Raw genomic sequence first — 17,215 nt, forward strand, 5'->3', positions numbered from 1 at the left:
GGTTACCCCGGCTCCGTCGGGCACAGCTACGCGAAGCTCCGCCAGCAGGCAAAAACATGCTGGGGGAGGGGGCACCGGTACAGGTGCCAGCCTCCGCACACGTCCGTTGACAACATCATTGCGATTCCTGCGGATCGTACGTGCCGCTCCACCGGCTCAACCGTCCTGCGGCCCGGCTCAACCGTCCTGCGGCCGGCTGCACGCCGTGTCTGGATTCTCCTCCCTTTGGGAATCGGTTTCTGGCGCAACCAGCGCAAGAAACCACACTAGTTTTGCCACGCAAACTAGACGATGTTCGCGTCTAGCCATGAGTGATGATCCTAGTGGCCCAGCGACTGGACGCGGCCGTTCTTGCACCATGCGTCTTGCAGCTGGTCAGGCAGGACGTCGTCATCCTGGACGGTATAGGGTTCTTTGTCGGGAAGCTGCTCTTCAGTCATTTCTGGCGCCTTTCCTATCACCGGCTGTACAACAGGACAGCAAAGCAGGGGAGGCCAGGGACCGGCCCACAGCCTGACACCAGGATCCGGACGCACAAGCTTCAGTCCGCAAGATCCCCAACCGTGCCGTGGGGCGATCTTCCCAGAAGGAGGTGCGCGGCCGGAAGCTCAGTCATGATCCTGCGTCGTTCCAGCGATAAGGATTGATGCTGGACCTGCCGGCTTGGTGGCTGTTGTACCCCTGCTGCCAGGCGTCCGGGATCGCCGAAACCAGGTCCGACAACAATGGGTAGTACGGGTGGTCAGGCCCGATGTAAATCATCTCTTCCCTCGCCCTGTCCATGATGACAAGGACGTCCTTCTCACTCCTCATTGCCGCATGGTCGCATGAAAGACCAACACCGGCATAGTCCTCCGAGATTCGCAAGCAGTTCGGCCAGTAATGGGGCAATTTTCCCGCGTTTCCGGGGAGCTTATAACGCCGAAAATGGGGATTCCGTCAGTTGGGGTGGGCGTGCAGTGGCGAAGGAGCGCCTTTTTATCATTGCCAAGTCAGCCGTAGTTTCGGGAGGCATCCCGAAACACGGCTCTTTCGTGGTGGAGTTGTTCAGACTTGGTGCCCCGAAAGTTTGAGCTGCCCTGATCCGTGCCGACAGCCAAATACTCGTACCAGGAACGCCAGGTGCTCACGCCCGTAGGCGCGGAATGCGTAGACAGACAAGCTATAGATTCGTTCCGGGGAAGCCTGCCAGTGTTAGTCTGGCAGGCTTCCCCGGACCCCGTAAGCATCCGGTATCTGGTCATGCGCCGCTCTCGGGCGCGGAAATAGAGGCCGTTTCCCGGCTTGTTGACTGCTCTCCGCCTAGCTTTGCTGGACCCGCTTGAGAAAGTGCCCCGTGCGGTTTTGGAGGCCCTCAATCTGGCGGAGGACGACGGCCGCAGGGTCCGGGTTGATCTCGTTGGCCGGAGGCTCCTTTCGCACGTTCTCGCTGCACAGGAAGTCTGCGCAGATCAACGTGCCAACGGTGTTCCCGTCACGACCGGACTGGCCAGCGCGTTTGGCCACCCAAAGGAGCACATCCTCCTTGGAGAACACATCCCGGCACAACTCACAAAGCACCGAGCGGTTCTTCTTGGCACCGCCCTCGGGTGCGCGGAGCATAATCCCGGTCAGGCCTTTTGGCCCGGGCACTACCAAATACCCCCGAAGCGGCATCTTTTCGTCCCGCCAGCCCAGGAAGTCCAGGGTGTCCCATTCCTGGGAATCGAGGTTTTTGGGCAGGGTGAGCCTTGCGGCCTCCGAACGGGTGGCGTTGATAAAGGATGAACGGATCTGTTGCGGCGTGATTGCCTGCATGACTGACTCCTTCGACGATGTGGCTTCCCCTTCCGGGGACGGTCATGGAATGTCAGCTTCCCGCGCGAAAGGGACCGCAATCTACGTCTTTTGTCAGTTGGTGACCTGAAGAACTAGGGACGGTTCCGCGTCGAGGGGAAGCTGGGTGCAGCAGCGGGCACACTGCAGGCCATGACGGCCACCTCGCTCACTATGGCCGCAGCGACCGGAAAGGTCCCCCGCGTACTCATTGCCCTCGTTCCCCCGTCTTTCTCACCAGATCATCCCGGTTCCCATATCCTGCCAAACCATATCCAAATTTGTCCAAAAGGTTGTTGCCACCATCCTTGGCAAGGGTTGCGCCTGTTGCGAGGATCAGGACGCAGAAATCAGGGACTGATGCACGATTCGGACATGGTCCTCCCGGGTGGTCCGTGAACGCCGCTATGCTCCCACCATGGGGAAAACAATAAAGGGCAGGACCTTCGCCGTCGTCACGGGTTTTTCGGTTGCGGCGGTTTCGCTGGTCGCCGCGTGGGTGAACGGAAACATCCCTTTGCCTGCTGTCCTCGCTACGTCCTTGGTTCTCGGAGTGGCGACATACCTGGCTAGGAGCAGGCAGAGTGCTAAGAATTCGAGCTAATGTCCGACCGACCCTGCCATGACCCGCGGTTTCGGGAGCTCCGGCCCCAAATTCTCGGTCAGGCCAGACGTTGGTCGGGCAGCTCCGACGGTGCGTGATTTGTCTATGGTGCCGGGACCATACAGAAGCCGGCGACGGCTGCGCTGCCCGGCTCGGTGGTCATGGGCACCAGATGAGCGAAGACCTGGCCGACCTCGAGGTTCACGGTCATGCTCCTGGCCGTTGCACATGTGAGGGCGAGTTCGTGGTTTGTTATTTGGTCCAGTTGCGTCTGGTTGCTTGCCTGTTCCTTGGCAAGCGCGGGATGAGCTGTGGACGGGGGAGGTGGGGCCGGCCGGGAAGTTACGGGCGGTGAAGCGGTCGCAGGCGCCTGCCATCGTTGTGCAGGGCACGCGCAACGCGGCCGGCAAGGAGTCGGTATGAGACGCCCTCGTGGCCGGCGGGATCGGATCCGGAAGGGCCGCTGCAGAGATGGCCTCCTCGTTCGGCGTAGCATCCTGTGCGTTGAATCCGGACAGATTGGGAAGCGACTGGGCATACAGTTCCGCATTCGCTGTGTAACGGTGCTTGGGTGGGACCCTACAACTAGCCCTTGCGGTGCTCCTCTGCTTCTTTCACGAGTTCGGTCAGCCATGGCCGGTGCCCCTTGTGGAAAATCATTCCCTCGGGCAGGCCCTGGACCGTGGGTACCGAGTTGGCGATGTCAATCGTGATCCGGCCGCCGGCCATCGGCGCGTTGGTGATATGCAGGTCGCCGTAGGACTCTGGGAGGACGGGATCCATCCAAAAGCCGCCACGGGAAACATGCGTGTCATACCGCATCAATGTCGTCACGAGCTGGATCGGCGTTGTGGCTGCCCAGGCTTGTGGCGAACACGCCGTCGGGTAGGGGACGGGCTCAGCGAACTGGTCCCGGCTGAAGCCGCAAAACAGCTCCGGCAGCCGGCCGTCCGAATATTCGGCAGCCTCCAGGAGCGCCGTGGAGATGCGCTGCGCCTCTGCCACGAACCCGTAGCGCATCAGGCCTGCCGCAACCACGGCGTTGTCGTGCGGCCAGACGGAGCCGTTGTGGTAGCTCGCAGGGTTGTAGGCTCCCATGTCGCTGGCCAGGGTCCTCACTCCCCAGCCGCTGAACATCTCCGGCGACATAAGGTGTTCAGCCACCTGCGGCGCCTTATCCTCATCCACCAGGCCCACCCACAGGCAGTGGCCCATGTTCGACGCGCACGCATCGACCTGCCGCTTCTTGCCGTCCAGCGCGATCGCGTAATACCCGCGCTCCGGGATCCAGAACTGCTCGTTGAACCGCTTCTTCAGTTGCTTCGCGCGGTCGGCGAGTTCATCACCCAAAGGCGTGTCGCCGGCGTCGTACGCAATCCAGGCGCGAGCCATGTAGGCGTCGTAGACGTACGCCTGCACTTCGCAGAGCGCGATGGGAGGCTCGGCCAGGCGGCCATTGGCGAAGTTGATGCCGTCCCAGGAGTCCTTCCAGCCCTGATTAATCAGCCCCCGCGGATTGAGGCGCTCATACTCGACGAACCCGTCACCGTCCCTGTCGCCATAGTCGCGGATCCAGTCCAATGCACGGTCCGCGTGGGGCAGCAGCGCCGCGATGGTTTCCTTGCCGAAGCCCCAGCGGCTCACGGATCCAAGCACCGTCACGAAGAGCGGGGTGGCGTCGATGCTGCCGTAGTAGACGGACTTGCCGCCGAGCGCGAGTCCACTGGAGACGTCCAGCCTGACCTCGTGCAGGATCTTGCCCGGTTCCTCCTCGCTCATCTGGTCCACCACGCTGCCCTGGCGGTCGGCCAGCGTTTGCAGCGTGCCCAGTGCCAGGGAAGGGTCCACCGGCATTGCCATTTCCGACGCCCACAGCGAGTCGCGGCCGAAGAGAGTCATGAACCACGGCGCGCCGGCTGCCACCACAATCCGCTCCGGGTGGTTGGGGTCCTCGATGCGGAGCGCCCCCAAGTCGTCGTAGCTGCGCCGTAGGGTCCGTTCGATGGAGTGGTTGGCCATGTGGAGCTTGGGGATCTTGGCCACCCACTCCTGCCGGCGGCGGTCGCGGGGGGACAGTTTCTCGCCGTCTGTATGGATGAACGACGGCGGGGGAGGGCTCGCTGCCTCGGCGCTGGGCAACGCAGTCAGCATTGTGCTCCAATGGCTGTGCGGCGCGAGGGACACGCGGTACGTCAGGGCGTCCTGGCTGACTTCGGCTCCGGGAGCCTGGACCAGAAGCCCCTTCCGGACATCCCGCCATACAGCGCGGATGGTCAGAGTGTCAGCGTCCACTTCCCGGGTTTCTTCCCACCGCCCTTGGATCCGGGCCTCCTTGACCTCGAAAAGGTCCGCGAAGTCCGCCTCGGCCCGGACGGAAATGGTGCATTCGGCCGGATCCGGGGAGTAGTTGCGTATGGTGACCTGCTCCTGGATGCCTGCCCCCACTTCGCGCAGCCGCTCCACGATTAGGGGGCTGTCCGCATACCCGTCGGAACGGGTGACACGGCCGGCAAACAGTGCGCGGTACGGTTCCTTCGTCTCTGCGGCCAGCGGTTCCAGCGACTGGCCATTAACGGTCAGGCTCCAGCGGGAAAGGATGCGGGTGTCCTGGAAGAATACGCCGTGCGGATATTCGGGATGGATGTCTCCGTTCGGCAGGGAGATGCAGAAGGACGTGCCTTCCACCAGGGTGATCGTCCCTGCCCCCACAGGTCCGGCAGCAGTGTCAGCGTTCCATCCAGCCATCCTGGCCCCTTCAAGAAACCGACGCCACGGCGCCTGGAGGTTGTGTTGCAGGCGTCCGCCGTAGCCAATCTTTCACCGAAGATACTCCTGCTTGCCGGCGGAGGCCAGAGCTCCTGAAAGCCAAATTGTGTGCGGCGCGCTCGAGGTGGGCCGGCATGCGGGCCGCCTTCAGAAGGCCTTGAGTCCCTCCGCGGGCCGGGAGATGCCGAGCTCCGTCCGTTCGGGGGTTTGCGAGGCAAGGCACAGCCGCAGGGCATTGCCGAACTGTCCGCTCACCGAAAATGCGCGTCCCGGGATGAATGCCACACCGTTCCGGACAGCCAGATCAAAGAGTTTTGAAGTGTCGACGTGGTAAAGGTGAGCCACAGGAAGGATCCGCCTTGGGGATTCGTCCATGTCGCCAATCCGCTGAAGTGCTTTTCCAGCGACGACTGGCCCCTGCCTGCCCCGTTTCTGGCGAGAACGGAACTGTAGATCTCGCTGAAAGCCTCGGATGGGACCGCTCCAGCAGCGGGACTCCCCATGGCGAAGCTGACGATATCGTGCGTTTGCCGCTGCAGAAGGGACGTGCTCGAATCGGCCAAGCCCTTGGTGCGCGGGTTGCCCACGGGAGACCGGCGGCATTCATGGCTTTCCTCGGCGCTGGGCCAAGAGCTGCAGTTCCCGCGCAACAGCTTCGATTGCATCGGCTCGCGCGGCAAGCCTGCTCTTCTTTAGGCGTCTTGGTCCCGAGCGATTGGATGGGGACGAACGATGAGAAGACTCGAGGGGGCGGTGGGAGCGCAGCGCTTGCCCCTCGGGCAGCGAACCCGAGAGAGGGTCGTGGAAGACCACCGCCGCTGCTGTCGGTGAGGGGCCGCCGGCTGGCAACGACTGGGGGCTGTCCCCGAACGCAGCCATAGGAATACCGGGTGTTGGTTCGGTCATTGGAGCGCGCCCAGTTGAACATTAACAGCCAGGAGGACGGCGCCCAAGGCGAGGATTCCGGCGGAGATCTGCAATGGGACGTTGGCTTCGAATTTCCTCCGGCGGCGTTCACGTCTTGTTGACCGCGGTAGTCGCGAGACGGCGCTTGAGCTGGTTAGGAGCCCTGCTGTGATGAGCAAGATCAGACTGAGCACCGCGCCGCCCCCAGTCCCAACGTTCCGCAGAGGCTTCCGAACCGACGTATTCCCGCAAGTTGCCTAGTAGGAGTAGACATTGCCCGAAACCAGCAGGTCGTAGTCATCCTCGACATGGAACAGGCGACGGTCTCCGATCTGGTCTGTCACCCAAATCGTCCGACCATCCTCAGTCCGCTCATCAATTGAACCCTTGTAACATTCGACGCCCTGCCGGCAAAGAGTGATGACGTCTCCGCGCTGCAGGGACGTCCACATGGATACACGACGGCTCTGTCGCATTTTGTGTGCCTTTCTGTGAATTGCCTCGATTGGCGGCCACGGTTTCTGCCCTAGCTATCTTGGCTCCGGAATGACGGTACGTCGTCCGGGGCAGCCCCCGATGGAAAAACTTCCACGCCAAGCCTATCGTCGATTGTTGACAATTGCTAGGATGAAATCCGTGCCTTCCTACGAAGGCAGGCACCTACATACAGGGCATGGCCCAAGAAGGAGCAACTATGGTCAAGGCGACCGTCATGAGCGATGCAACAACCGCAAACCCGGGGGAGCACAAAGCCAAGGAAACCTCTATTACCGAAGGGCAGACCGAGGTGTCCCTGCATCTTTGGGCCAGGGACGACTTCAGGACGGGCATCTGGGAGGTCACTCCGGGAACGTTCAAGAGCACCCGGCCCGGCTACGACGAGATCTGCCAGATTCTGAGCGGGACCGGCACCATCACGGAGCCGGACGGCACCAGCTTCGACATCGGCCCGGGTACCCTGTTCGTGACTCCTGCCGGCTGGGAGGGCAGCTGGACCATCCACGAGACGCTGCGCAAGATGTGGGTCGTCAAGGACCTGCCGGCCACGAGCGAGTAATCCTCAAACCGCAAGAGCCCCGGGCAGCAACAGCTGCCCGGGGAGCTCTTGTCCAGAGGCCTGGCCGAGTGCTGGGCGTGGGTTTCAGCTACTTGGTGGCGGTGAGATCGTCCACTGCCTTTTGCATGTGCCGTTTGATGGCGTTCTGGAGTCCCCTTCTGTCCCGTGCTGCCAGGAGATCCAGGATGTTCTGGTGCTCCTGCACGAGAACATCAACACGAGGATAGGCGACTTCCAGACTGAGAATGCACATTCGGGATTCGGCGGCCAGCGTCTCATAGACCCGGATCAGGCGGGAATTTCCCGTGCCTGCCACGAAGGCGGTGTGGAACTGCATGTCGAGCCGTGCGATCGCCTGCCAGTCGGAAACGGCCACCTGCTTCGCCATGTCCTTGATGATTCCCTGCAGCACGTCGCAGGTGTCGGCGACCTGTTCCTCCCTGCCGTCCAGCAGTGTATTGGCTGCGGCCGATTCCACCGCCTCGCGGACGGCGTAGATCTCCTTGATGTCCTCGGTCGTAAGTTCCAGGACGAACACTCCGCGGTTGCGGTGGTTGACCAGGATGCCTTCCTGGCACAGGCGCTGCAATGCTTCCCGGAGGGGGCCCCTGGATGTGCGCAGCCGGCTGGCCATGGCAGATTCATTGATCTGCTCGCCCGGACGGAAGATCCCCTGCACGATTTGTTCCCGCAACTGATCGGCAATCAGCTGGGCCGTGGGCCTTCCTTCCAGGGCAAATAGTCCTTCGGTTGCCGCCATGTCATTCCTCATCTCACTCTTCGCATATTACCTGTACCCGACGGTGCAGGATGCCAGTTCATTCATTGTTAGAGCACCTTTTCCAGGAAGGATTGGGTGCGGGGTTCCTTGGGGTTGCGGAGAATTTCCCTAGCGTCGCCGCGCTCGATGATGCAGCCTTCGGCCATGAAGATCAGGGAGTCTGCGACTTCGCGGGCGAAGCCCATTTCGTGGGTGACCACCACCATGGTCATCCCTTCTCTGGCCAGGTCCTTCATGACGGCGAGGACCTCACCGACTTTTTCAGGGTCCAGGGCGCTGGTGGGCTCATCGAAGAGCATGATCTCCGGGTCCATCGCCAAGGACCGGGCGATCGCCACGCGCTGCTGCTGCCCGCCGGAGAGCTGGGCGGGATAGTGGTCGCCGAAACCAGAGAGGCCGACGCTGGCCAGCAGTTCCTCTGCCCGCGTGGCGGCCTGCTTCCTGTCGCCGCCCTTGACCAGCACGGGGCCGGCCATGACATTCTCCTGGGCGGTCATGTTGGGGAAGAGGTTGAACTGCTGGAAGACCATGCCAATTCTGGTGCGCTGGCGCGCTAGTACCTTCGGGGGCAGGGCGTGGTACGCGGTATCGGTTTCGTAGTACCCCAAGTCTTCGCCGTTGACCTTCAGGACTCCGGTGTCGACGGTCTCCAGGCCGTTGATGCAGCGCAGCAGAGTGGATTTGCCGGAGCCGCTGGGGCCGATGATGCAGCAGATTTCACCGCTGGCGATGTCCAAGTCGATGTTATGCAGGACGGTTTTGGGTCCGAAGGACTTTCGGATTCCACGGGCATGAATGGTGCCGTCGGCACTCATCGGGCAATTCCCTCCTGTTCTGTCAGGGGCGCTCTTCTCGCCCTCCTCGGCAGCGCGGAGGTTGCACGTGAGTACCTTTGCTCAAGCTTGGATTGCGGATAGCTCAGCAGAAGGGTCATCGCCAGGTACCAGAGGCTGGCCACGATCAGCAGCGGAATGGTCTCGTAGGTGCGGGCGTAGATGAGCTGTGCGCTCTGGAGAAGCTCCGCAACACCGAGGACGCTGACCAGGGAGGTTTCCTTGAACATGCCGATGACCTGGTTTCCGGTCGCCGGAATGATCGAGGGCATGGCCTGCGGGATGATGACCTTGCGCATCTTCATTGCCCCGCTCATGCCCAGCGAGTCGGCGGCCTCGATCTGGCCCTTTCCGACGGCGGAGAACCCGCCGCGGATGATTTCGGCCATGTAGGCGCCTTCATTGAGCGTGAGGCCCACGAGGGCTGCCGTGATGGGTGCCATCAGGGCATTGACATCGACTGCGGTGCTGAAGTCGGTGAACGGTATTCCGATGGTCAGGTTCGGGTACAGCGCAGCGATGTTGAACCAGAAAATCAGTTGCACCAGGACCGGGGTGCCACGGAAGAGCGTGATGTACACGCCTGCGGTGGCGGCGATCGGCTTGATGCTGGAGGACCTCATGATAGCTAGCACCAGGCCCAGCAGGGTGCCGAGCGCCATACTTGCAAGGGTCAGGAAAACCGTCAGCATCAGGCCGCGGATGATCGTTTCATGGGTGAAGTATCTGGCGACCACGTGCCATTTGAAGTTGAGATTGGTCAAAACCGAGATCAGAATGCCCAGAGCAAGCAGGCTGCAGGCTACCCACGCGACGTACTCAAAGGTGCTCCGGCGCCGCAGCCTTGGCTTTAGGGCAGGGTTTATCGCCCCCACTGTTGGCCGCCTTCCTCGATTAGTGAACTTCAGCACGGCGGGCCTTCAGTTAAGCTTCGCTTCGGTGATGGCGCCTGATTCCAGGCCCCAATTGCCGAGTGATTTCTTGTATTCGGGGCTGTCCAGGACAGACTGCGTGGCCTTCTGCAGTGCGGGAGTCAGCGGTGACCCCTTCTTCAGGCCGATGGCAACGGTGTGGTCCGTGCGGGTATCCACCTGCGGAGACAGAATCGTAAATGTGTCCGGCTGTTGCTTTTCCGCCCAAACCAGCGAAGCGGTGTCGTAGAAGATGCCGTCGATCCGCTTGGAGGCCAATTGCGTCAGGGCCTCTTGGACGTTGGGGAGCGTAACAGCGTTGATGGCCGGCTTGCCCCTGGAGGCGCAGGTCCACTCGGAGACGTTCGGCAGGTGGATCAGCTGCCCGGTGGAGCCCTTCGTGACGGCGATGTTCCTGCCGCACATCTCGTCGTTGCTGATCATCAGCGGGTTGCCGGCGCTCACGGCAACAGAAAGGCCCCCGTTGAAGTAGTCGATCATGTCCAGGACCTTAAGCCGTTCAGGAGTGGGGGCCATGGTGGTGACAGTGAAGTCATACCGACCGCCATCAATGCCGGGAATGATGGTGTCAAAGGAGGTGTTCTCGAACTTCAGCTTCAGGCCCAGCTTCTTCGCCACGAGTCGGGCGATGTCCGGGTTCAGGCCGATGGGAGTGACGTTATCGTCTGCGAGGAACGTGGTGGGCGGGTAGTGCAGGTCCATGGCAACCGTCAGTTCTCCCTTGTCCTGGTACGACTGCGGCAAAAGCTTCACTGCCGCCGCATCAGGCTGGACACCCTCGGAAATATCGGCAGTGTTCGAGGTACTGGCGCCCTCGGCTTCCGAATCACTGTTGGCACCCGGGCCACAAGCGGTCAGTGCCAACACAACCGCCAATGCTGCAACTACACTCTGGACCTTGGTTCTGATCCTCATCGCTGCTTTCCTCGTGCGACGGCGGTGCCGGACTTGTGTTCCACCTGTTTCCCTGCCGTCTCCTATCTAATAATGCAACCACCGAGATCGCAGATGATCGACAATTTACAGAAACTTTCTCAGGTTACTTTCATGTCTGTCGGCCGTGCCACAACCGTTAGTCCGCTCCTCCTTTGTTGCTGCGCAAAAACGAGGAGGTGGCCAGATCCTCTCGACCCGGCCACCTCTTCATCGGTATTGCGCTTCGAGGGACTCTCTAGGCGGTGATATCGATGTCGTGCCTGGTTGCGGTGAGGTCCTCCACACCCTTTTGCATGTGCCCTTTGATGGCGTGCTGGAGTCCCTTTCGGTCTCCTGCTTCCAGCAGGTCCAGGATGTTCTGGTGTTCCTGCACCAGTACATCCACCCGCGGGTAGGAGACTTCCAGGTTGAGAATGCACATCCTTGATTCCGCTGCCAGGGTCTTGTAGATCCGGATCAGGCGTGTGTTGCCGGCACCGGCAACGAAGGCAGTGTGGAACTCCATGTCCAGCCGAGCGATCGCCTGCCAGTCTGAGACCGCGACCTGCTTGGCCATGTCCGCGATGATTCCCCTGAGCACGTCGCCGGTGTCGTTGATTTCCTGCTGGCCGGCGTCGAGCAGTGTATTGGCAGCGGCCAGTTCCACGGACTCACGGACGGCATAGATCTCCTTGACGTCCGCCGTCGAAAGCTCAAGGACGAACACTCCGCGGTTGCGGTGGCTGACCAGGATCCCTTCCTGGCACAGACGCTGCAGCGCTTCCCGGAGCGGCCCCCGGGAAGTGTGAAGCTGGCTGGCCAGGAGAGATTCGTTGATCTGCTGTCCGGGGCGAAAGGTTCCTTGGACGATTTGTTCTCGCAGCTGATCAGCGATCAGCTGCGCGGTGGGCCGTCCCTCCAGGACGAACAGTCCTTCCGGTGCCGCCATTGCATCCCCCTCATTTCATTCTTCGACTTACTGGCTCGCTAGACCGCTATTGCGGTGTACTTGGTCTCAAGAAATTCTTCGATTCCGACCTTGCCGCCTTCACGTCCCAGCCCGGACTGCTTCACGCCTCCGAACGGTGCTGCAGGATTGGAGACCAGTCCGGTGTTCAGTCCGACCATTCCGACTTCCAGTTCCGCGGAGAAGCGCAAGGCCTTGTCCATGTTCTCAGTAAAGACGTAGCCAACCAGACCCCACTCGGTGTCGTTGGCCAGGCGGAGGACTTCATCCTCGCTGTCGAAGGGCGTAATCGCCGCTACCGGACCGAAGATCTCGGTGTTCATCAGTTCTGCGTCTGCGGTCACGTCCGTCAGGACGGTGGGGGTGAAGAAGTATCCCGGACCTTCCGGACGCGTTCCGCCAGTGAGGATTCGCGCACCCTTGTTAACCGCGTCCTTGACGAGGCTTTCGACCTTGTCCAGGCCCTTCTGCTCGATCAGGGGTCCGACGTCGGTTCCCGCCAGGGCGCCGTTGCCAACCTTCAGTTCGGAGATCCGCTTGGCGAACTTCTCACTGAACTCCTCAACGACGGAACGGTGCACGAAGAAACGGTTCGCCGCGGTGCAGGCCTCGCCCATGTTGCGCATCTTGGCCTTCATGGCACCGTCGACGGCTTTTTCGATGTCCGCGTCGGCCAGGACGATGAAGGGGGCGTTGCCGCCCAGTTCCATGGAGGAACGCATGACATTGTCGGCCGCCTGGCGCAGGAGGATCTTGCCCACCTCGGTAGAACCGGTGAAGCTAATCTTCCGTGCGATGCCGCTGCTGGTCCAGGTCTCCACGACGCTGGCTGCAGTGGACGTGGTCACGACGTTCAGGACCCCGTCCGGAAGGCCTGCCTGCCGGAAAATGTCCACCAGGGCCAAGGAGGTCAGCGGGGTCAGCTCAGCGGGCTTGAAGACCATGGTGCAGCCCGCTGCCACGGCGGGAGCGATCTTGCGGGCGCCCATGGCCAGCGGGAAGTTCCACGGGGTGACCAGCACGCAGGGGCCGACAGGTTCCTTGGTGATCATGATCCGGGTGTTCCCGTCAACGGAGGTGGCATGGTCTTCCGCCGATGCGGACGGCTTCTTCCGAGAACCAGCGAAGCATTTCGGCGCCGTAGGCCACTTCGCCCTTTGCCTCGGCTAAAGGCTTGCCCATCTCCGCGGTCATGATGGCAGCCAGCCGGTCAGTGTTCGCAAGAACCAGTTCAAAAGCGCGGCGCAGGATGTCAGCCCGTTCGCGGGGGGTGGACTTGCCCCATTCGACCTGGGCCCGCCCTGCTGCCTCGATGGCTGCGCGGGCTTCTTCGGAGCCGCCATCGGCTACGTGGGCGATGATCTCATGGGTGGCCGGGTTTTCCACCGGGAACGTGGCGCCGGTGGCGGCCTTCTGCCAAACGCCATCGATGAACAGGTCCCTATGAAGACCTGAGGGGTCGAATGATGTGCTCATGTCACGCTTTCGGGGATCGTAGGGGAGATTAGGAGGTGGCTGTTTTCAGTGCCTGGGTGAACCTGGTCAGCCCAGCTTGGATCTCGTCGCTGCTGACGTTGAGTGCCGGGATGATGCGGATGACGTTGCCGTAGGGGCCGCAGGTGAGGAGCAGGAGTTCTTCCTTGATGGCGGCCTGCTGGACGACCAGTGCGGTGGCGGCATCCGGAGTTCCATCTGCTGCGGTGAATTCGACAGACTGCATCAGGCCCCGGCCCCTGACGTCTCCGATGGCCGTGAACTCGGGGGTGAGGCCATCGAGCCCGGAGCGCAGTTCATCGCCGCGGACCAGTGCGTTGGAGACCAGGTTTTCGCGCTCGATGACGCCCAGGGTTGCGACACCGGCCGCGGCGGCGACGGCGTTTCCGCCGTAGGTGCCGCCCTGGGAGCCAGGCCATGCCTTGCCCATCAGTTCCGTCGAGGCGGCAATCGCCGAGATCGGGTATCCGCTGGCGAGGCCTTTGGCGGTGATGACAACGTCCGGGGTGATGCCCGCCCAGTCGTGTCCCCAGAATTTTCCGGTGCGGCCCACGCCTGCCTGGACTTCGTCCACGATGAGGACGATGCCGTGCCGGTCGGCACGCTCCCGCAAGCCCTGCAGGAAGGCAACAGGGGTGGGGATGTAGCCGCCGTCGCCGAGGACGGGCTCGATGATGAAGCCTGCCGTGTCACTGGGGCTGCTGATGCTGACCAGGAGGTGGTCCAGTTCCTTCAGGGCGAAGGCAACCGCTGTTTCTTCATCCCAGCCGTACCGGTAGGCGTGCGGGAAGGGTGCAACATGCACGCCGCCCATGAGGGGGGAGAACCCTGAGCGGAATTTGGTGCCTGCGGTGGTGAGGGAGGCTGCTCCGACTGTCCTGCCGTGGAAGCCGCCCTGGAAGGAAATGATGTTGGGCCGGCCGGTTGCCATGCGGGCCAGGCGCACTGAGGCTTCCACGGCTTCGGAGCCCGAGGTGGCGTAGAAGACGCTGTCCAGCCCGGTGGGCAGGAATTCTCCCAACTTTTCTGTGAGTTCGAGGAGGGGCTTGTGCATCACAGTGGTGTATTGGGCATGGACAATCTTGCCCACCTGTTCGCGGGCGGCAGCGACGACGTCAGGGTGGCAGTGGCCCGTGCTGGTCACTCCGATGCCGGTGGTGAAATCGAGGTACTTTTTGCCGTCGGTGGCGTGGATCCAGGAGCCGACTGCGTGATCAACGATGACCGGCGTTGCCTGCTTGAGGATGGGGCTAAGAGTTGCCATGGCTTCATACTTTCTTACGAGCTGTAGATTGTCAACAATTGGCGATCGTGATGAGTCGCCTTTTGTCCGACCGGACGGGGTCGGTTTAGGAGGTGAAGCGTTGGGGACGCACGAAGTCCAGGCCGTCAAAGGAGCGTTTACCCAAGGCCTCGTGGGCGGCAATCTCGCCGTAGCCGGAGGCCATTTTGAAGCCTGCACCGGAGAAGCCGGTGGCGCAGTAGATTCTGCTGTCTTCCTTCAGTCGGCCGAGCAGCGGGTTGCTGTCCTTGGTGAAGAGGTCGGGGAATGCGTCGGAGCGCACGATATTGGGGATCAGGCCGGGGAAGAACTCGGTGACGGTTTCGATGGTTTCGGTGATTTCCGCCGGGGTGAGTTCCCTGGGGACGGTGTCCGGGGAAGGGGTTGGTGCTCCGCGGCCGTCCAGGGTGGCTTTGACGGTGACGCCGTCGACGGCGGGTGCCCCATACATGGACCGGTCCCCGGAGATGCGGATGAAGACGGGGAATTTCTCCGGCGAGAATTCGGCGGCGTCGCGGGCGACGAACCAGGTGAGGAAGATCCGCTTGGTTTCCGTTGCGGCCTTGAGGTAGTCGGGCATGAGGCGTTGGGACCAGCTGCCGGAGCAGACGATGACGTTGTCGAAGGTCCAGGACTTTTCGCCGGAGGTGATGAGGGCGCCGTCGGTGGTTTCGGTGATGCTGTCGATTGGGGTGTTGGTGTGGATGGTGGTCCCGTTGGCTTGGGCGGCTGCGACGGCTGCGGTGACGGCGCGGTCGGTGCGCAGGGCGCCGGCGTGGGGGTCGTAGACGGCGATGTCGTCACCCCGGAGGTTGTGCTGGGGGTAGCGTTCGGCCATGTCCTCGCGGCTCAGGATCTGGTGCTCTGCTCCGGTGGTCCTGGTGGTTTCGAGCAGGGCTGAGAGGTAGGGGCCGTCGGCGGTTCCGATGGAGAGCCCGCCGCAGCGGGTGAGGATGTTCTGGCCGGTTTCGGCTTCGAGTTCGGCCCAGAGGGTGCGGGAGCGTTCCAGGATGGGGTAGTAGCCGGGGTTGCCGCGGTAGATCATGCGGAACAGGCGGGTGTCGCCGCCGACGGCGCTGCGGCCGTGGGCGGGCGAGGCGGCCTCGAATCCCGTGACTGAGTCGGACAGGCGGGAGGCTTGCCACAGGGCCATGGATCCGATGCTGCCCAGGCCGATGACTGCGAGTTTTCCGTCGGTCATGTCAGATCACCTTGTCCAGGAAGGCCTGGGTGCGGGGTTCTTTGGGGTTGCGGAGGACTTCGCGGGCGTCGCCGCGTTCGACGACGCAGCCGTCGTCCATGAAGATCAGGGAGTCAGCGACTTCGCGGGCGAAGCCCATTTCGTGGGTGACGACTACCATGGTCATGCCTTTCTTGGCCAGGTCCTGCATGACCGTGAGGACTTCGCCGACTTTTTCGGGGTCCAGGGCGGAGGTGGGTTCATCGAAGAGCATGATCTCCGGGTCCATGGCCAGGGACCGGGCGATCGCGACGCGCTGCTGCTGCCCGCCGGAGAGCTGGGCCGGGTAGTAGTCGCCGAAACCGGCCAGGCCGACACTGGCGAGCAGTTCGTGCGCCCGTTTCAGGGCTTGTTTCTTGTCCTGGCCTTTGACCATGACGGGTCCGGCCATGATGTTTTCGTTTGCCGTCATGTTGGGGAAGAGGTTGAACTGCTGGAAGACCATGCCTACCCGGGTGCGCTGCTCGGCAAGCTTCTTCGGGCGCAGTGCGTGGTAGGCGGTGTCGGTTTCGTAGTAGCCGAAGTCTTCACCGTTGACCTTCAGGACTCCGGTGTCGACGGTTTCCAGGCCGTTGATGCAGCGCAGGACGGTGGATTTGCCGGAGCCGCTGGGGCCGATGATGCAGCAGATTTCGCCGCTGGCGATGTCCAGGTCGATGTCTTTGAGGACTGTTTTGGATCCGAAGGACTTGCGGATTTTACGGGCGTGAATGGTGCCGTCGGTACTCATCGGGCAATACCTTCCGGGTCTGTCAGGACAACCTTTTTCGCTTTTCGGGGAAGCCTGGAGGTTGAACGGGAATATTTTTGCTCGAGCTTGGACTGCGGGTAGCTCAGCAGGAGGGTCATCACGAGGTACCAGAGGCTGGCGACGATCAGCAGCGGGATGGTCTCGTAGGTGCGGGCGTAGATCAGCTGGGCGCTTTGGAGCAGTTCGGCGACGCCGAGCACGCTGACGAGGGAGGTTTCCTTGAACATGCCGATGAACTGGTTTCCGGTGGCCGGGATGATCGAGGGCATCGCCTGGGGAATGATGACCTTGCGCATCTTCATCCCCGCGCTCATGCCCAGGGAGTCGGCGGCTTCGATCTGGCCCTTGCCGACGGAGGAAAAGCCGCCGCGGATGATTTCGGCCATGTAGGCGGCCTGGTTCAGGGTCAGGCCGATCAGGGCTGCGGTGATGGGCGCCATCAGGGCGTTCACGTCGATCGCGGTGCTGATGTTGGTGAAGGGGATGCCGATGGTCAGGTTGGGGTAGAGCGCGGCGATGTTGAACCAGAAAATGAGTTGCACCAGGACCGGGGTGCCGCGGAACAGGGTGATGTAGACACCGGCGGTGGCGGCAATCGGTTTGAGGTTCGAGGATCTCATGACGGCAAGCGCCAGGCCCAGAAGCGTGCCGAGGGCCATGCTGGCAAGTGTCAGGAAGATCGTGAGCATCAGGCCGCGGAGGATCGTTTCATACGTGAAGTACTTCGCGACCACGCCCCACTTGAAATTGGGATTAGTCGAAACCGAAATGAGAATGCCCAGTCCGATAAGGCTACATACAACCCAGGCGACGTACTCGAAGGTGCTTCGCCGCCGTAGCCGTGGTTTGAGTGCCGGGTCCATCCCGCTCAT

14 protein-coding genes and 1 pseudogene are annotated in these 17,215 nt (G+C 62.1%); 1 reads left to right on the top strand and 14 read right to left on the bottom strand.

Going from position 1 to position 17,215, the window contains the following annotated elements; genetic code table 11:
• Positions 1-612 precede the first annotated feature (612 nt).
• The 4 genes from QFZ23_RS12230 to QFZ23_RS12245 all read right to left on the bottom strand — a co-directional run bounded on the left by QFZ23_RS12230 (position 613) and on the right by QFZ23_RS12245 (position 5,530).
• Positions 613-813, bottom strand: coding sequence for a hypothetical protein (locus QFZ23_RS12230; protein WP_306923257.1), 201 nt, complete (start codon positions 811-813; stop codon positions 613-615).
• 489 nt (positions 814-1,302) lie between these two features.
• Positions 1,303-1,797 (bottom strand): FBP domain-containing protein, encoded by a 495-nt coding sequence (locus QFZ23_RS12235; protein ID WP_306923259.1) that lies wholly within the window; start codon positions 1,795-1,797, stop codon positions 1,303-1,305.
• Positions 1,798-3,004: 1,207 nt separating this feature from the next.
• Positions 3,005-5,164 (bottom strand): amylo-alpha-1,6-glucosidase, encoded by a 2,160-nt coding sequence (locus tag QFZ23_RS12240; protein WP_306923261.1) that lies wholly within the window; start codon positions 5,162-5,164, stop codon positions 3,005-3,007.
• Between the two features lie 168 nt (positions 5,165-5,332).
• Positions 5,333-5,530: a hypothetical protein gene (locus QFZ23_RS12245; RefSeq protein WP_306923262.1), complete on the bottom strand. Its 198-nt coding sequence runs from the start codon at positions 5,528-5,530 to the stop codon at positions 5,333-5,335.
• Positions 5,531-6,803: 1,273 nt separating this feature from the next.
• Here QFZ23_RS12245 and QFZ23_RS12250 point away from each other — a divergent pair.
• The gene (locus tag QFZ23_RS12250) at positions 6,804-7,148 is read left to right on the top strand and encodes a cupin domain-containing protein (RefSeq protein ID WP_306923263.1); all 345 of its coding nucleotides are present in this window, start codon (positions 6,804-6,806) and stop codon (positions 7,146-7,148) included.
• An 88-nt stretch (positions 7,149-7,236) separates the two neighbouring features.
• Here the strand turns inward: QFZ23_RS12250 and QFZ23_RS12255 are convergent, their stop codons facing one another.
• The 10 genes and pseudogenes from QFZ23_RS12255 to QFZ23_RS12300 form a co-directional block, all read right to left on the bottom strand.
• Positions 7,237-7,908, bottom strand: coding sequence for a GntR family transcriptional regulator (locus tag QFZ23_RS12255; RefSeq protein ID WP_306923265.1), 672 nt, complete (start codon positions 7,906-7,908; stop codon positions 7,237-7,239).
• 68 nt (positions 7,909-7,976) lie between these two features.
• Positions 7,977-8,744 (bottom strand): amino acid ABC transporter ATP-binding protein, encoded by a 768-nt coding sequence (locus QFZ23_RS12260; RefSeq protein WP_306923266.1) that lies wholly within the window; start codon positions 8,742-8,744, stop codon positions 7,977-7,979.
• A complete protein-coding gene (locus QFZ23_RS12265; RefSeq protein ID WP_306923268.1) occupies positions 8,741-9,526 on the bottom strand; it encodes an amino acid ABC transporter permease in 786 nt (261 codons plus the stop codon). The genes QFZ23_RS12260 and QFZ23_RS12265 overlap by 4 nt, the downstream gene beginning before the upstream one ends.
• Positions 9,527-9,682: 156 nt before the next feature.
• Positions 9,683-10,609 carry an ABC transporter substrate-binding protein gene (locus QFZ23_RS12270; protein WP_306923271.1) on the bottom strand — a complete coding sequence of 309 codons (927 nt, stop codon included), beginning with the start codon at positions 10,607-10,609 and terminating at the stop codon, positions 9,683-9,685.
• Between the two features lie 256 nt (positions 10,610-10,865).
• Positions 10,866-11,558, bottom strand: a complete 693-nt coding sequence (locus QFZ23_RS12275; RefSeq protein WP_306923272.1) for a GntR family transcriptional regulator — start codon at positions 11,556-11,558, stop codon at positions 10,866-10,868.
• A gap of 38 nt (positions 11,559-11,596) precedes the next feature.
• Positions 11,597-13,052 (bottom strand): annotated as a pseudogene (locus QFZ23_RS12280) (NAD-dependent succinate-semialdehyde dehydrogenase).
• 28 nt (positions 13,053-13,080) lie between these two features.
• Positions 13,081-14,334: an aspartate aminotransferase family protein gene (locus tag QFZ23_RS12285; protein ID WP_306923274.1), complete on the bottom strand. Its 1,254-nt coding sequence runs from the start codon at positions 14,332-14,334 to the stop codon at positions 13,081-13,083.
• 85 nt (positions 14,335-14,419) lie between these two features.
• The gene (locus QFZ23_RS12290; RefSeq protein WP_306923276.1) at positions 14,420-15,553 is read right to left on the bottom strand and encodes an FAD-dependent oxidoreductase; all 1,134 of its coding nucleotides are present in this window, start codon (positions 15,551-15,553) and stop codon (positions 14,420-14,422) included.
• A 1-nt stretch (position 15,554) separates the two neighbouring features.
• Positions 15,555-16,322 carry an amino acid ABC transporter ATP-binding protein gene (locus QFZ23_RS12295; RefSeq protein ID WP_306923278.1) on the bottom strand — a complete coding sequence of 256 codons (768 nt, stop codon included), beginning with the start codon at positions 16,320-16,322 and terminating at the stop codon, positions 15,555-15,557.
• On the bottom strand, positions 16,319-17,215 hold the full coding sequence (locus tag QFZ23_RS12300) for an amino acid ABC transporter permease (protein ID WP_306923280.1): 897 nt from the start codon (positions 17,213-17,215) through the stop codon (positions 16,319-16,321). Before QFZ23_RS12300 ends, QFZ23_RS12295 begins: the two co-directional genes overlap by 4 nt.

The sequence above is a fragment of the Arthrobacter globiformis genome (assembly GCF_030818015.1).
GTDB classification, from domain to species: domain Bacteria; phylum Actinomycetota; class Actinomycetes; order Actinomycetales; family Micrococcaceae; genus Arthrobacter; species Arthrobacter globiformis_C.

What these genes read in the sequence shown, in the direction of transcription:
- QFZ23_RS12295 (WP_306923278.1), bottom strand. Translation starts at nt 16,322, where the DNA reads ATGAGTACCGACGGCACCATTCACGCCCGTAAAATCCGCAAGTCCTTC.
- QFZ23_RS12275 (WP_306923272.1), bottom strand. Translation starts at nt 11,558, where the DNA reads ATGGCGGCACCGGAAGGACTGTTCGTCCTGGAGGGACGGCCCACCGCG.
- QFZ23_RS12290 (WP_306923276.1), bottom strand. Translation starts at nt 15,553, where the DNA reads ATGACCGACGGAAAACTCGCAGTCATCGGCCTGGGCAGCATCGGATCC.
- QFZ23_RS12270 (WP_306923271.1), bottom strand. Translation starts at nt 10,609, where the DNA reads ATGAGGATCAGAACCAAGGTCCAGAGTGTAGTTGCAGCATTGGCGGTT.
- QFZ23_RS12235 (WP_306923259.1), bottom strand. Translation starts at nt 1,797, where the DNA reads ATGCAGGCAATCACGCCGCAACAGATCCGTTCATCCTTTATCAACGCC.
- QFZ23_RS12230 (WP_306923257.1), bottom strand. Translation starts at nt 813, where the DNA reads ATGAGGAGTGAGAAGGACGTCCTTGTCATCATGGACAGGGCGAGGGAA.
- QFZ23_RS12240 (WP_306923261.1), bottom strand. Translation starts at nt 5,164, where the DNA reads ATGGCTGGATGGAACGCTGACACTGCTGCCGGACCTGTGGGGGCAGGG.
- QFZ23_RS12285 (WP_306923274.1), bottom strand. Translation starts at nt 14,334, where the DNA reads ATGGCAACTCTTAGCCCCATCCTCAAGCAGGCAACGCCGGTCATCGTT.
- QFZ23_RS12260 (WP_306923266.1), bottom strand. Translation starts at nt 8,744, where the DNA reads ATGAGTGCCGACGGCACCATTCATGCCCGTGGAATCCGAAAGTCCTTC.
- QFZ23_RS12255 (WP_306923265.1), bottom strand. Translation starts at nt 7,908, where the DNA reads ATGGCGGCAACCGAAGGACTATTTGCCCTGGAAGGAAGGCCCACGGCC.
- QFZ23_RS12250 (WP_306923263.1), top strand. Translation starts at nt 6,804, where the DNA reads ATGAGCGATGCAACAACCGCAAACCCGGGGGAGCACAAAGCCAAGGAA.
- QFZ23_RS12300 (WP_306923280.1), bottom strand. Translation starts at nt 17,215, where the DNA reads ATGAGCGGGATGGACCCGGCACTCAAACCACGGCTACGGCGGCGAAGC.